This is a genomic window from Lapidilactobacillus luobeiensis, assembly GCF_024345205.1.
Classification (GTDB): Bacteria; Bacillota; Bacilli; order Lactobacillales; family Lactobacillaceae; genus Lapidilactobacillus; species Lapidilactobacillus luobeiensis.
This window is the reverse complement of record NZ_BROC01000011.1, coordinates 43,365-57,073: the sequence shown is the minus strand read 5'-3', so window position 1 is coordinate 57,073 and position 13,709 is coordinate 43,365. Positions and strand designations below refer to the sequence as shown.

The window sequence follows — 13,709 nt, the reverse complement described above, 5'->3', positions numbered from 1 at the left end:
ACTGAGCATTTTCTTTTTTTATGTGAAAAAAGGGCTACAATCTACGTCAACTTGGCTAGTTTAGTTTATGTGAAATATTGGTGCTTCTGACTTTTATTGATGCCGATCTGGTGGTATTGTATAGCCGAAATCAGGGTTATTCTCCTTTGAGAATAATTCGGGCAATGATCACGATGCTAAGATAGGGGGGAGCAAAGTTGAAAAAAATTGCTCAGGAATTGAAATTGTGGAAAACATTTTTCTGGTTCTCACTGGTCCTGATCTTGGGGATAGTAGGGATCAGTCGAGTGACCCGTGCGCCAGCAAGCGCGGCGGAGTTGGAAGTGGTCGGACTGGACGCGAATAGCGCCACGATCACTGACAGTGAAGGCCGTGATGTGACGCATGAGGCGGAGTTAAGTCGGTACAGTCACTATACTGTGGCCTATCATTGGTCTATAGCTGACGCTCAAACGATCACCGCTGGAGATACTGTGAATTTCGAACTGCCAGATAGCGTTCAAGCAATCAGTGACCTGAAAATCAATTTGACCGATAAGGATGGCACGGTCGTTGGTACAGCCGAGATCAAAAAAGGGCAAGGTGTAGGGACAATCACCTTTTCGCACGCGCTGGCACAAACAATCTATGGTCGTGAAGGGACATTGAAATTTACCGTTTTTGGTACAAATGAGACCCAAGCCTCAAATAGCGATTGGTTGATCAACAAATATGGCTGGCTCAATCAGGACGCGACGAACGAGGATGGAACTCCTGATGAGTTATACTGGAATATCGCAATCAATCCTAATGCAGAACCTTTAAGCCAAGTCGTGCTTACTGACACACTAGGACCAGATCAGACCTTTATTCCTGATTCCTTAGTAGCGATGATCCGCGTCAATGGTGTTAATGTTGAACCGGCGGCAGTCAAGGTCAGCACGAAAGGCAACCAGATCTTTGTCGATCTTGGTGACATCAACCAAGAGATCAGTATTGTTTATCGGACGAAGATCACGAATCTGAATCTGGACGCTGGTAATAAATGGACCAATAATACGGAGATCAACGTGACGGATCGTGAACACCATGGCACGATCTCCAGTGGTAGTATCGCATGGGGCGGTACGGGGACAGGAACTGGGTATAAAGGTTCAGCCAAATTGACCAAGTATGATGGCAAAGCACAAACACAATTAGCTGGCGCCATTTATGAATTACAAAAAAATGGCGTCGTGATCCGGCAAGGTTTAGTAACAGATGTTCAAGGCGAGATCTATGTTGAGGGCCTCGACTTTGGGAGTTATGCCTTTGTTGAGACTAAGGCGCCGGATGGTTACGCATTACATCATGAGCCAGTGCCTTTTATGATCACTTTGGAGAATGGCGCTTATAGTCATGTTCAGATCACAGATCGTGACTATCCTTTACCGGTAAAGCCAACCACACCAGTTAAACCGACCACACCGGCCAAACCGACTACACCAGCTAAACCGACCGTACCAACCAAGCCAACAACACCGACCCGGCCCGAAATCCCTAATCAGGTAGAGCCGAAGGTACCAGTAAAACCACATGTAACCAAGCCGGTCGTTGGTCGACCAGGCCCGAAGAAAGTAAGTTCGGCTGGGAAGTCGACTGGGAAATTACCTCAGGCTGGCGCGCAAGCTGATCCTAAATGGCCCGCTGTTTTAGGACTGCTGGGGATCGTGACGCTCTTTGGCGAAGAATTTATTCGCAAAGTTGAGTCATAGCGCTGAAATCAGTTGGTTAACTTATTATTTCCGTTTTGATTAGAACAATTTAAAGCGTTTGTGCAGGCCATGGCATCGGTGACAGATCCATGGCCATTTATATGGCTTATTTTGGTGAAAAAAGCTTCATAGTGGGCTTCCTGAATGTTTAGCAAAAAAATTAATTTCAAAAAACAAGACCCGGTGGACAAAATCTGGCTACCTAACAGTGTAGAATTACTAGATAGTTAGTATCTTAGGGGTAGTCACTTGGAGGAAGAAAAATGGAATTGATTTTTTTGATTTTATTTATCTGGTTTTTTATTTTTTTACGGCGCAAATTGCATGTGACGGTCGGCGAAGAGATCTTATTGTTGTTCGGTAGCCTGATCACATTGTTCTTTTTGATTTTATCACCTAAAAAAACGGTCTTAGCATTGCTTTTGATTTTTCTGATTTTCTTTATTAGAGAACGAAAATCGATCCATAGATGGAAAAGAATGGACTATGACCATTTGGATCCTTATCGATTTTCTGATGATGTTGAACGTAACGTTAAGGCGCAACTAACGTCTAATGATGCGGATTGGCCGCTGGAAGCCATGTCTGAAAAAATCTCTTATCCAAGAGTCTTGGTCTTCGCGCAAGATAGTCCTTTGTTGGGTGATCAAGATGGTCTATTTCCGATCTATTATTGGGCGCGACCGGCGGATAACGAGCTGAGCTTTCAAGAGTATGGGATCCTTGTTTTGACCAGTGGCATCGTGATCAATACCCAAGCCCGCCGGGAGAAGCGTGATCAGCAAAATAAGGATGACAAATTCTTTTTAAAGCAGATCAATCTGCCGTTTCAGGGTCTTTATGATTATCATGTAGCCAAGAATCATCTTTTCGTTATGTATTCGTCTGGCAAGATCAAGGTGATCCTCATTCAAAAACAGTGGCTTGAATTGCTTGAGTTGGTCTTGGATACCGCGATCGATTCAGGTTGGACTCAACAAGTACAAGGTGTTTTAACGGAATTGGCCGCTACTATGCCGGAAAGAGCGCAGCAACAGGCAGGAACAGTGATACCTGCGATGATGGACCTGGATGGTGACCCGACTACGATCGATACCAGTCAGATCGCTGCGGCATCTGTGGAGGTCGATGATCAAGCTCAAGCGGCTGAAGCGCGTCAGAATGATGCGGTGCTGGAACGAGCGACTGCTGACGCGATGCTGGCCGGCTCGATCTCTAATCGTAGTTATAATCTGCATATGAATCAGACCAATGATCGATTTGGTGGTGGACAAGGTCACGGTGTCGTTGGCGAGGCCGCTGGACACGAACGCGATTCTTGGTTGGGACGAAAAGCGACGAGATTAGGGGGTACCCATGAAAAACATGGTGCCGATCGGATCGTCAATGGTCGTTATGTTCAAACAAAGTATTGCGCAACTGCTGGTAAGACGGTCGGCCAGATTTTTACTTCAGATGGGCAGGCGATCTATCTTCATAATGGTCGCATGATGGTCGTTGAAGTTCCTAAGGATCAGTATGAGCAAAGTATTGCTTTGATACGTAAACGAATCGCGAAGGGGCAGGTTCCTAATGAAACGGATCCGAATAATGCCGCTCTTTATGTCAAAAAAGGTGCAATGACCTACGAACATGCAAAAATCGCGACCAAATCGATTTTTGATCGTGGTTCAACGATCACTGTTCGTGAGAATGGACAAATGGTTGTGAAACAAGTTACTTTTGGGCAAAAATTGGTTTATTCAGCCGGTTTTGATTTTGTTACCGGAGTACGTCTGGCCCTTCCCGCATCAACGGTCATGGTCATTTGGATCAGTGCTGATCATATTTGGCATGGGGAGTCGCCGAAAGAAGCGGTAACCAATGCCTTAGCGTTATCGATCAAGCCGATCATCACTAGTGGTTTTATTTATATGACCGCTTCGCAGTTCTCTGGTAGTCAAATGGGTAAAGGGCTGGCGAAATCACTAAGTAATGGACTAGGGCGCAAAGTTGGTACTGAGACGATCGCCAAAGGTACGATGATCGCGGTCACGGCCGCGATCACTGTGGGGCCGGATGTGATCGATTATTTTAAGGGACAAATATCGATGCAGCAATTGGTCAAAAATACCTTGGTCACAGGGGCAGGTGCTGTTGGCGGCGCGGCGATCGGTTCGGTGCTAGGTACGATGATTGCTCCTGGGATCGGTTCGACGATCGGTGCCATGATCGGCGGTAGTCTGACGGCGATGGGAACAAAAAAGATTCTGGACCATTTTAGTGAGGATGATGCGGTCCTAATGATTCGGATCACCAAGGAAGAATTTATTGCGATCGTTCTAACTCAGAATTTATCCACTAGTGAGTTCACTTGGATCGCGCAAGAAGTCTTTATGAAAGCGGACAAACAGAATCTTTTCAAAGTGATGTTTGCGCAAGAAAATCATCGTGGCTTTATTCGGGACTATTTAACCAAGTTATTGGATCATATTTTCCAAGAGCGAGAAAGTATTGAACAACCACTACTTGAGCAGGTCAGCGGAAAAGAAGATCAGTTTTTCCCTGATCCAGAAATCACGGTCGTTAGTGAGCCTAGCTAGGAGCTAAGATTTTGCTGGAATGATAAACCCGCAGGCACTAGGATCTAGAAAAAACGCCATTTTATCGAGATGAGTCGCAAAAAAAGTTAACTTTTGCGAGGCGCTGTCGATAAACTGGCGTTTTTTGGTGCGTAAAAATTGGACTAGACGGTTATTGTCTAACCGACTTGGTAGACTTAAGGTATCAATTGATGAGGATGGTGAAGCAAAGATGATGGCTCCAATGACAACAGATTGGCAACCAATTTATCAGGAGTTGGCGGATTTGATCGGCGCGCAGCAGGCACAAGTCGTTTTTGAATATTATCGTGGCAGTGTGGTCAGCTTCCCCCAACATTTACAACAGCGTCAGGCCGTGGTCACAGCGGTTCAGGCGGATCATCAACGCGGCGCGTCGGTGCGACAATTGGCGCAACGCTATCAAGTAGCCGAGCGGACAGTGCGCCGTTATTTGAAATTGTGAAATTACGTTTAGCCAAACAGAACTGCATGCATAGTTGGTGGCTCCACGTGTTTTAAAGTGATGAGCAAGTTTGCTAGTATTTAATAAAAAAGGGGGCGTGATGAATTGAACATTAAGGAAGAGGCATTACAGCAATCTTATAAACGTTTGAGTGAACTTGTTGGTCCTGAATTGATGCTAAAAATATATGAGGAATATCGGGGCACACAATTGAGCTTGCCAATGAAATTATATGATCGTGAGGCAGTGATCGCCGCAGTACAGCGCGAATATCCTCGTCACAGCGTTAAGCAATTGGCGGATCAGTACGGTTATTCGCAACGTTGGATCCAAAAAATCATTAATCAACATTGATTTAGAAATGATCCGTCAGAACATGAAAAAATCAAATGGAGGTTATCAGCTGATAGACTCACAAATACTTTAACTCAGCATCGGAGTCACCGGCGTGATGCGCGCGCAAAAGGTCACCATACATTGACAAACGAAACTAAACTCAGCGGTCGTGTTTCTACGGGGAAAAGCCCGGTGAGACTAACAAAAAAAGAAGTAGTACCCTTAGATGTAGTCAAAAAGGGGGACTACTTCTTTTATTATTAGGATCAGGAAGTCTATCTTAGGAGGCCGATCAGTGAGTGGCTTCTGGTTGATAGCGAGCTTGGATCTTAGTCAATTCAGTCTGTAGCTGAGTCACCAAAGTCGTGGGTGCCAATACTTGGACTTTTGCGCCTTGACTCAGGAACCACATTAAAATACCCCGCTCGCCATAAACTTCGGCGCTGATGATCACACTACCATTGCGGGAAGGCTGTAATTGCGGACTAATGGCTTCTGGTTGACTGTCAGCAGCAAAAGCCGCAATGATTTTACCGGTAGGAAGGCGGTCTAGCGCCGCCTCCACGATGCCCCAAAAGCGGAACTTGACTTGGATCGGTTGGCCTGGGTACATGAATTGGATTTTTTGCCGAAAGACGCCTTCCTGAAAACGATCCTTATAATCACGTTGGATCTGATGCCCGAGAACTTGATAATCGCTGATCCGATCAACGCGATACAGTAGGCTACTATTGTGTTTAGGACTGTATGAGATCAAATAAAAGTAGAATTCGGAAAAAATCAAAGCTTGGGGGAGGATCTGACGAGTAATATGTTCAGCGTGCTGACGTTGGTAGTCGATCTGGAGCGTTTGTTTCGTGGCGATGCAGTGACTCAACGCCCAAATTTTGTCCAAAAGGGGACGCTGATGCTGCAGAGGTTGATAAAAGAAACGTTCGTTTTTGATCAGGGGTTCGATCTGCGCGCGATCATCACTATGGATCAAGCCCAAAAGGCCATCGATCGTCGCGGCCATTTCCGCGCTGTTCAGGGAACGACTGGCGAGCAAGGTTTTAATGATCACTAGGATCTCCTGACGATTTAATTGGTGCTGTTCACTGTTGAGACAAAAGCCCCTTTCCTGCGGGAGATAGACGATTTCTTGGGGGAGCTGCAGTTCGGCGATCGTTTGGCGTAATTGGCTGATATCACGCTGGATCGCTCGCGGCGTGACCTTGAATTTATTGACAAGTTCTTGCTTACTGACGATTTGATTGTCCAGTAAACGTAAATAAAGATAAAGGCGGCGTTCAGTCGTGGTCATAAGCCGATCCTTCCTTTCCTCGGACAGGTCGTAAAAATGGTCGTGGCGCGATTGGTGATCAATAAGGTAATCGATCCTTCAGTTTCGCCGCGGTGGTCCGTTTGTTTTAGCTTAGTCATTTGTTGACGTCGAAACAAGGCGAAGTTGACTATAAAGCGAATTTGAAAATAACCGTCAAATCTGAAAATGGGGCGGCTCATTACGATTCCCCAGTTTTCCCGAGTAAAGGTCAACCATTTCTTGAGAAATGTGTTTCATCTCGGCGACTAGACTTTCCGGCGCTAGGACCTTGAGCATGTTGCCCTGACTGAGGAGCCACATCCGCACGCCGTTACCTAGGACCTGCGCACGGATGGTCACGCTGTGGCGTTCTGGATGACGGGCGATCACTTCTGCAGTTGGCAAGCGGTCTAGCGCTGCTTCTTCGATCCCCCAGAATTCGAAAACGATCTCTTCCATCGGGCCGGTATACATGAACTGAATGTGTTTGCGCAATTCGCCCTCTAGAAAGCGATTGGCGTAAGGGATTTTATCATTTGAGGGAACGACTTCATAAGCGCTGATCCGATCAGAACGGAAGAAACGTTCGCGCTGTGACTTGAAATCAAAAGAGATCACATAGAAATAGAACTCCGAGAAGAAAATCGCCTCTGGGTTGATCGTGTACTCAGATTTTTCCTGATGCCGGGTCTCATAGCTGATTTTGATCGTTCGTTGTTGCAAAATAAAATTACTGAAATCCCAAATGATATTCACCAGTTCTTTATGATGTTTCAAAGGTTGATAATTGAAGATCTCATTGCGAATGATCGGATCGATCCTGCGGGCATCATCAGGGCCGATCACTGTTTTCAGTCCTTTAACGATCTGGGTAAGTTCAGGTTGATCAAGGGCGCGACTTGCCAAAAGGATCTTGATCAATAACAAGACCTGACGCTGATTTAATTGCGAGTGCTCGGTCGCTAAAGCGTAACCATGGTTGTTGGCGTCATAAGTGATGGTTTGGCCTTGATGTTCATTGGCCAATAAGTCATTGAGTTGACTGACATCACGCTGGATCGAACGTGTGGCGACTTTGAAATAAGTTGCTAAAGTCGCCTTGGTGAGGTGCTCCCCTTGTAAAAGATGGATCAATATATAAGCCTGACGATACCCTGAATTCATTTTACTTCGCTCCATTTGTGTTTGCTTAAAGTGTAACTTTTCACCAGAGCAAGAGCAAGTGTTTGATTTGCTTTTATCGGTGGGAGTAGGCTGATCAGGCGAAATGATGGGTCGCCATGGCGCTGAGGCGGGCTCAAAAACAATTCGCGAGCTAGTACACTAAGTTATTTTTTAGTAAGCAACTTGGTGAAAACTTATGTTAGAATCAGAAGTAGAAAGTGATCAGGTGAGTAGAAATGACAAAATATCTTTATTTGATGCGCCATGGTGAGACCTTATTCAATGTGCAACATAAGATCCAAGGGTGGTGCGACTCGCCCTTAACGGCACGGGGGATCCAGCAGGCCCAGATCGCGGGCGAATATCTTCGTGCTGCTGGAGTGACCTTTGACCATGCCTTTTCATCAACAGCTTAACGGGCCAGCGATACTTTAGAATTGGTGACAGCAGGACAAATGCCCTACCAACGGGTAAAAGGGTTACGAGAATGGGGTTTCGGTGTTTTTGAAGGGCAGGACGAGTTGCTCAATCCGCCGCTACCCTATGGCGATTTCTTCAAACAGTTCGGTGGCGAGACCGAAACAGAGATCCGCGAACGGATCTATACGACGATCCTAGGGTTGATGCCCACGATCGAACATACCGGGCTGATCGTCTCTCATGGCGGCGCTTGTGGAAATTTCTTGCGGCGGGCGATCACTCAAGAACGGATCTATGGCATTAGTAATTGCACGATTTTTAAACTGGCTTTCGCTGCAGGTGAATTTAAGCTATTGGCCACGATCCATCCTGATTTTTCTGCGCTAGATGAACATTAACGGTTTATTTTTGGTGTGGTTCCGACGTGAAGTTCAGGCAAGTTATTTGGCAGCCGGCTAAAGTCCATGTTAGACTACAGTCAGTTAAAAGTAGCGATGGTGTTCGCTATGTTGAATGGTTTTGATAACCTGATGACACCTACTATGCTTACGGGCATGGTAGGTGTTTTTGTATACTGGCGACTTGACTTGGGCCAGATCATGCGGGCACAAGCGTTTAACTTGCTAGGGGGACTAGTGAGCGCTGAAGGTTTAGTTTAAGGTCAAAACGGGGGGATCAGGATGTTTACGAATCTGCTTTTTGGTACCACGACACCAACGACGATCCAAGCCAGTGCTGCGCCGATTTGGCAGGATCTACATTTGACGCAATTATTTCAACGGGTCTGTAAGGATCAAGGCGCTGATGAAACAGACCTGTTGCCGTTTTGTTATCAGCCTTTGACGACAGCGGCGGCGGTGGTTTTTCGACAGGAGATCTTTCATGATCTGGAGCAAGCGAAGATCTACCAAACAGTGATGGACTTTATTGGCGTCATGAATATCTTGAAACGGCGGCGTGCACATTTGACGCAATTGGATCCAGAGCCTTATCAACAAGAGCAATTATTGCGTTTGTTGCAGGCGGAGCAGCGGGCTTTAGCGAATTTTCACCAACAATTGATCGCGTTGCCTTTAGCGGCGTCAGGGTTATTGACATTACGTCAAGAATTAGGAGATTATCTAGTTGCTCCCGCGACAAAAGTGCTGCAAACAAGGATCACTCAACTTGATCAAGCGTTGACTAAAATCAGTTATCAAGCGGAGTTCCAAGGGCGCCATGTTTGGATCACGACTCAGACAAAAACGACACCGACATTTGCGAAAGTTTTTACGGATTGCTTTCAGGGATTGTTTGCTGAACCGACGCAGATCTCGACGCCAGTTGCGAAATTAGTCCGACCAGGTTCCGATTTTGATTTGGATAATCTGCAGACTTCGGTTTTGCTCCGCTTACAACATTTGGAGCATGAGAAGTTTCAAGAGCTGGCCGATTTTTGCCAAGAATACCAAACCTATCAGGTGCCCGGGTTAGCGGAATTATGGCAGGCATTACAATTCTATTTAGTTTGGACCAAGATCATCCAACATTTGCGTCATGCGGGGCTGTCGTTTTGTCTGCCTAAAGTGGTAGAAACAGGAACAGAGCAGGTCCATGCTAGTTTTGATCTTGAGCTCGCTTTACAATTGGATCATCGCGGCCAATTAGCACAGCTGGTGACTAATGATTACCAGTTACCAGCGGCGAGCTCGTTTTTAGTGATCTCAGGACCAAATCAAGGCGGTAAAACAACTTACGCACGGATGGTCGGTGAAGACTACTATTTGATGGCTTTAGGTTTACCGATCCCGGGGACGGCGGCGCAGTTGAAATTGAAGCCATTGATCTTGACTCATTTTGAGCGGGTGGAGCGTGCGGAAAAAATCAGCGGTTTATTGGCGACTGATGTCGAGCGAATGCATCAGATCGTGCAACAAACTACGCCAACGAGTTTTGTGATCATGAATGAATTGTTTTCTTCAACAACGGCGGCCGATGGGCTCCAATTGGCCAATAAAGTGCTGGATCTATTGCAAAAACGACAAGCTAGTGGCATTTATATTACTTTTTTGACGGAATTGGGCCAACATGCTGGGGTATTATCAATGATGAGCCAAGTTGCACAAGGAACAACGAAACGAACCTATCAGGTCATTCCTCAGACACTTGATGGTCAAGCGTATGCTTTAACGCTTTTGCAGTCTTACCATTTGCGCGCGCAGGATCTAGAACGGAGGTTGGAATGATGAAAGTAGCTTTGATCCGTCAAGATGATCAATGGCCGGAGTTGCCTCAGTTGGCTGACGCTGAGAAAATGTTATGGCAGGATCTGACTTTACAACCGTTACTTGATTTCATGGCCCAAAAGGACGCCTACTTGATCGACATCATTCCGCGGACGCTGTGTCAGTCACTGCAAACTGAAACGGCGGTGTATTACTGTCAGGCCGCTGTTCAAGACGCGTTGGCGCTACCTGATCTGATCCAACAACTTTACGACCAAGTCGTCGCTTGTCAGGCGGCGGCGCAGAAAGTGACCTGGGGGATCTTCACCGGCTCGGTCACGTATCAGTTGTATAGCAATACTCAGTTGTTGCAAACTTATTTGGCTGGGATCACAACGCTTTTAAAATCACCTCACGGCTCAGTTCAGTCGGCGAATTTTAAGGCATTTTGGACTAGGTTGGATCAAACATTTGCGCCAGAAAAAATGAAACAGATGTGGCACGTGGTCAACGCGTTGACGGCGACAGATCATGAATATGCCTATCCGGCACAGTTACAAGTCGGTTGTCTGGGCCAGATCGGTGAATTATTTTATTCGCCGCCACAATCCAAATTAGGGGATCTCGTCAGTGGTTGGACGAACCGTTATCATGCTGACACCAGTGATTTCTATATTGCTGAGCGTGATGAGAACAGTGATCAGGCAGCGGCGCGTAACTTAGGACAGGCGGCCTATCATTTGACGACCGTTTTGATCAATACCACGGCAGAACTGGCTCGCTTTTTTGCGGAGTTAAAATGGCAACTCGGCTTTTTACTTGGCGCCGTACGTTTACATCAGTCATTGCCAAGTGATTGCCCTTTGACCTATCCTAAAATCGCGGCGACAACAGTGATCCAGAGGCTACAAAATCTAACGCTGCTTTTAGCTCAAGGTCAGACCGCCGCCGTTATTGGCAACGATTTCCAACCGCAGCAACAGCCGCTGACTGTGGTCACGGGCGCTAATCAAGGTGGGAAAACTGTTTTCTTGCGCAGTTTAGGGCAAGCCCAGATCTTTACTCAGGCCGGATTGTTCATTCCGGCTCAGGCGGGGCAACTGCCTTTGTACGCTCACGTTTTGACTCATTTTAAGCGTGAAGAGGATCAGCAGATGACCAGCGGCAAGCTGGCGGAAGAATTGCAACGATTTGCCGGACTAACGACTGATCTTCGGGGGCGAAATCTATTCTTGATGAACGAATCGTTTGCATCGACGAATGCGCATGAAGGGGCCTTGATCAACCGTGAGATCCTGACTGGACTGATCAAAGGCGGGCAGACCGTGGTCGCGGTTAGCCATTTGACTGATCTTGCCGCGCTACTGCCACCTGAGATCCAGGACCAGACGCTATTTCTGCGTGCGCAACGGGAGCAAAGCGGGCAACGGACTTATCGGATCTTACCAGGACTTCCTGAAGTGACCAGTTATGGGATCGACATTTTTGACCGTTATTTTCAAGATGTGCCCGGTGGTTTGATTCTTTCAAAAAAAGTCACACCATCATGAAACGTTTTTAGGCGCACGCGCTATCATAGGACTGGTTGGTGTCAATCACGATCAGCGTTGCTATTCTTGCTGAAGAGGGCACTATATGGGGGTCAACCTATGAAAAAAATCGCGCGGATGATCTTATTAAGTACGCTGGAGCTATTGGCGAATACCGGCTGTGTGCTACCTTACTTCTTCTGTTTAGTTGATTTTCAGCAAAGTCAGGACCGATCTGTGGCCATTTCCTTTTTGGTGTTGTACGCGTTTCGTGCCGTGGGTATTTACTTGACAGCATTGTTGGAATCAACCGCAGCAACGATGCTGGTGTTGGCCAATGGCTGTGGCTTACTTGGGTCATTGTGTCTGTCAATGGGAACGAGGATAACCAGTGAACTTTTAGGTGGGGCCTTATTGGGGTTGGCGGCTAGTTGGGTCTGGCCGTATTATTTAACGCTGAAAAGTCGTCGCGCAGGGCAACAACAGTTGGTCACGCCTTGGAGCAATGGCGTCGTCAGTTTGGTTTTATTGGGACTACTGATCGGTGTCGAACGAGTAAGCATCTTGGAAAAAAACTTTCAAGGTGCTTTTTTATTATTGGCCGTGCTCTACTTACTGGCGTTGTTAGGAACGTTGATCTTGCTCCGGCGACTTCCCGATCTGCAGCAAAAAGCAGGTATTGTCGCTCAGGATCGCCGCCGTTTCGATCGACGAGAATTACCAGTGTTATTGGTCTTATTGATCTTTTGCTACCTATTACGCTTGACAAGATTGATCCGGATCGCGCCAGAGCGGCTACAATTACTTGGCTGGACCGCATTATTCATTGGGATCGCCGGGGTAATGTTTGCGCGGGTCCGCTTGCGTCAGCATTGGGCACCTTGGCACTACGCTTTGATCAATCGCGGGATCGTCATGAATTATGTGATGCTTTATGCGGTTTTTGCAGGACAGCAACGGTTAGCTCAGCGAACGCTATTGCCGATCTATCTGTTGTATTTGCTAGGAATGGTCTTAGGCGCAAAAGTTCTGGCACCATTTTTACGTTGGCGTTATTTTGTTCTGCTCGTAAGTTTAGGGCTGACGATACTGCCGTGGACTTTTTTTCTAGGGATATTAGGATGTTCACTTTTCTTGGGTGCGGAGAATCAATGGTTGAACCAAGGCTGATTGGCAATGCTACTCATGGTGGGTATGGGATCTCTGATAAAGCTGAATGAAAATTAGCAAAAAAGCCCGTCAATTCGGGCTTTTTAATTGCTCGCAAATTTTATTGATAACTCGTGGGATGATTCGGCAGGGCATCGGTAGAGGCTGATTCTAAGCAATGCTTGGCAAATAAAATCAGTTTTTGCCCACGTTTTTGCCCACATATTTCGTTGAACAGTACCCGGGTATTTACTTGGACTTTGAATACTCACATGCCCATAATTCGCTGGCAATACTGAATTTGTTGGGTTCTTTGTTTCTCCGTCGTTGCGCAAGTTGTGCGAGCTATCTATAGATATTTCTGTATACCTTCTTGATTCGTGCTAGTGCTTGTCGTCGCCTCTTGTTCACCCCCTGGCTAGTTTTGCCGGTGCGGTTTCCGATTTCCACAGCGTTAAGTTCAGAATAGTAATACTGATACAACACCGTCTTATCAGCAGTTGAAAGGGTCGCAATGGCCGCTGCAAGATGCTCATTTTCGATGAAGGTTTCGAGATGTTCAACCTCGTCATCAGTTAAAAGAAAGTCTTCGGAATGTCCAGGATCGGCGATTTCTTCCAACAACCGTTCCTCAAGTGGCGTTTCTTTGAGGTCTTTAAAGTGTTTACGATAGAGGTTAATTCGTTCGTTACGAAGGACTTGTTGCATGTATCTGATGAACATTCGAGAGACCTCACGTTCGCGGCTCATGAATACAGCCTCCTTAGATTGACAGATAATTAGTTACACTTACGCAGGTCACAGGCCGAGGTTGAACATGGCGGTG

At 46.5% G+C, this 13,709-nt stretch carries 10 protein-coding genes and 1 pseudogene; 8 read left to right on the top strand and 3 right to left on the bottom strand.

From position 1 onward, the window contains the following. Window positions 1-197: 197 nt before the first annotated feature. From OCU21_RS05505 to OCU21_RS05490, 4 genes are all read left to right on the top strand, one after another. On the top strand, window positions 198-1,733 hold the full coding sequence (locus OCU21_RS05505; RefSeq protein WP_261806459.1) for a SpaA isopeptide-forming pilin-related protein: 1,536 nt from the start codon (window positions 198-200) through the stop codon (window positions 1,731-1,733). A 263-nt stretch (window positions 1,734-1,996) separates the two neighbouring features. After that, window positions 1,997-4,315: a YeeR family protein gene (locus tag OCU21_RS05500; RefSeq protein ID WP_261806458.1), complete on the top strand. Its 2,319-nt coding sequence runs from the start codon at window positions 1,997-1,999 to the stop codon at window positions 4,313-4,315. Between the two features lie 223 nt (window positions 4,316-4,538). After that, on the top strand, window positions 4,539-4,778 hold the full coding sequence (locus tag OCU21_RS05495; protein WP_261806457.1) for a Mor transcription activator family protein: 240 nt from the start codon (window positions 4,539-4,541) through the stop codon (window positions 4,776-4,778). A 105-nt stretch (window positions 4,779-4,883) separates the two neighbouring features. Then, the gene (locus tag OCU21_RS05490; RefSeq protein WP_261806456.1) at window positions 4,884-5,132 is read left to right on the top strand and encodes a Mor transcription activator family protein; all 249 of its coding nucleotides are present in this window, start codon (window positions 4,884-4,886) and stop codon (window positions 5,130-5,132) included. Window positions 5,133-5,406: 274 nt separating this feature from the next. On the opposite strand, the gene OCU21_RS05485 is transcribed toward OCU21_RS05490, so the two are convergent. Together OCU21_RS05485 and OCU21_RS05480 are read right to left on the bottom strand one after the other, a co-directional pair. Next, complete coding sequence (locus OCU21_RS05485) at window positions 5,407-6,417, bottom strand: helix-turn-helix transcriptional regulator (RefSeq protein ID WP_261806455.1); 1,011 nt, start codon at window positions 6,415-6,417, stop codon at window positions 5,407-5,409. 174 nt (window positions 6,418-6,591) lie between these two features. Further along, on the bottom strand, window positions 6,592-7,581 hold the full coding sequence (locus tag OCU21_RS05480; protein WP_261806454.1) for a helix-turn-helix transcriptional regulator: 990 nt from the start codon (window positions 7,579-7,581) through the stop codon (window positions 6,592-6,594). A gap of 236 nt (window positions 7,582-7,817) precedes the next feature. On the opposite strand from OCU21_RS05480, the pseudogene OCU21_RS05475 reads away from it, so the two are divergent. From OCU21_RS05475 to OCU21_RS05460, 4 genes and pseudogenes are all read left to right on the top strand, one after another. Then, a pseudogene (locus OCU21_RS05475) lies at window positions 7,818-8,399 on the top strand (histidine phosphatase family protein). Between the two features lie 282 nt (window positions 8,400-8,681). Next, a complete protein-coding gene (locus tag OCU21_RS05470; protein WP_261806453.1) occupies window positions 8,682-10,226 on the top strand; it encodes a MutS-related protein in 1,545 nt (514 codons plus the stop codon). Continuing rightward, the gene (locus tag OCU21_RS05465; protein ID WP_261806452.1) at window positions 10,223-11,755 is read left to right on the top strand and encodes a MutS-related protein; all 1,533 of its coding nucleotides are present in this window, start codon (window positions 10,223-10,225) and stop codon (window positions 11,753-11,755) included. Before OCU21_RS05470 ends, OCU21_RS05465 begins: the two co-directional genes overlap by 4 nt. A gap of 99 nt (window positions 11,756-11,854) precedes the next feature. After that, the gene (locus OCU21_RS05460; RefSeq protein ID WP_261806451.1) at window positions 11,855-12,904 is read left to right on the top strand and encodes a hypothetical protein; all 1,050 of its coding nucleotides are present in this window, start codon (window positions 11,855-11,857) and stop codon (window positions 12,902-12,904) included. A 324-nt stretch (window positions 12,905-13,228) separates the two neighbouring features. Here the strand turns inward: OCU21_RS05460 and OCU21_RS05455 are convergent, their stop codons facing one another. Further along, window positions 13,229-13,633 carry a sigma-70 family RNA polymerase sigma factor gene (locus OCU21_RS05455; protein ID WP_024305590.1) on the bottom strand — a complete coding sequence of 135 codons (405 nt, stop codon included), beginning with the start codon at window positions 13,631-13,633 and terminating at the stop codon, window positions 13,229-13,231. Window positions 13,634-13,709 lie beyond the last annotated feature (76 nt).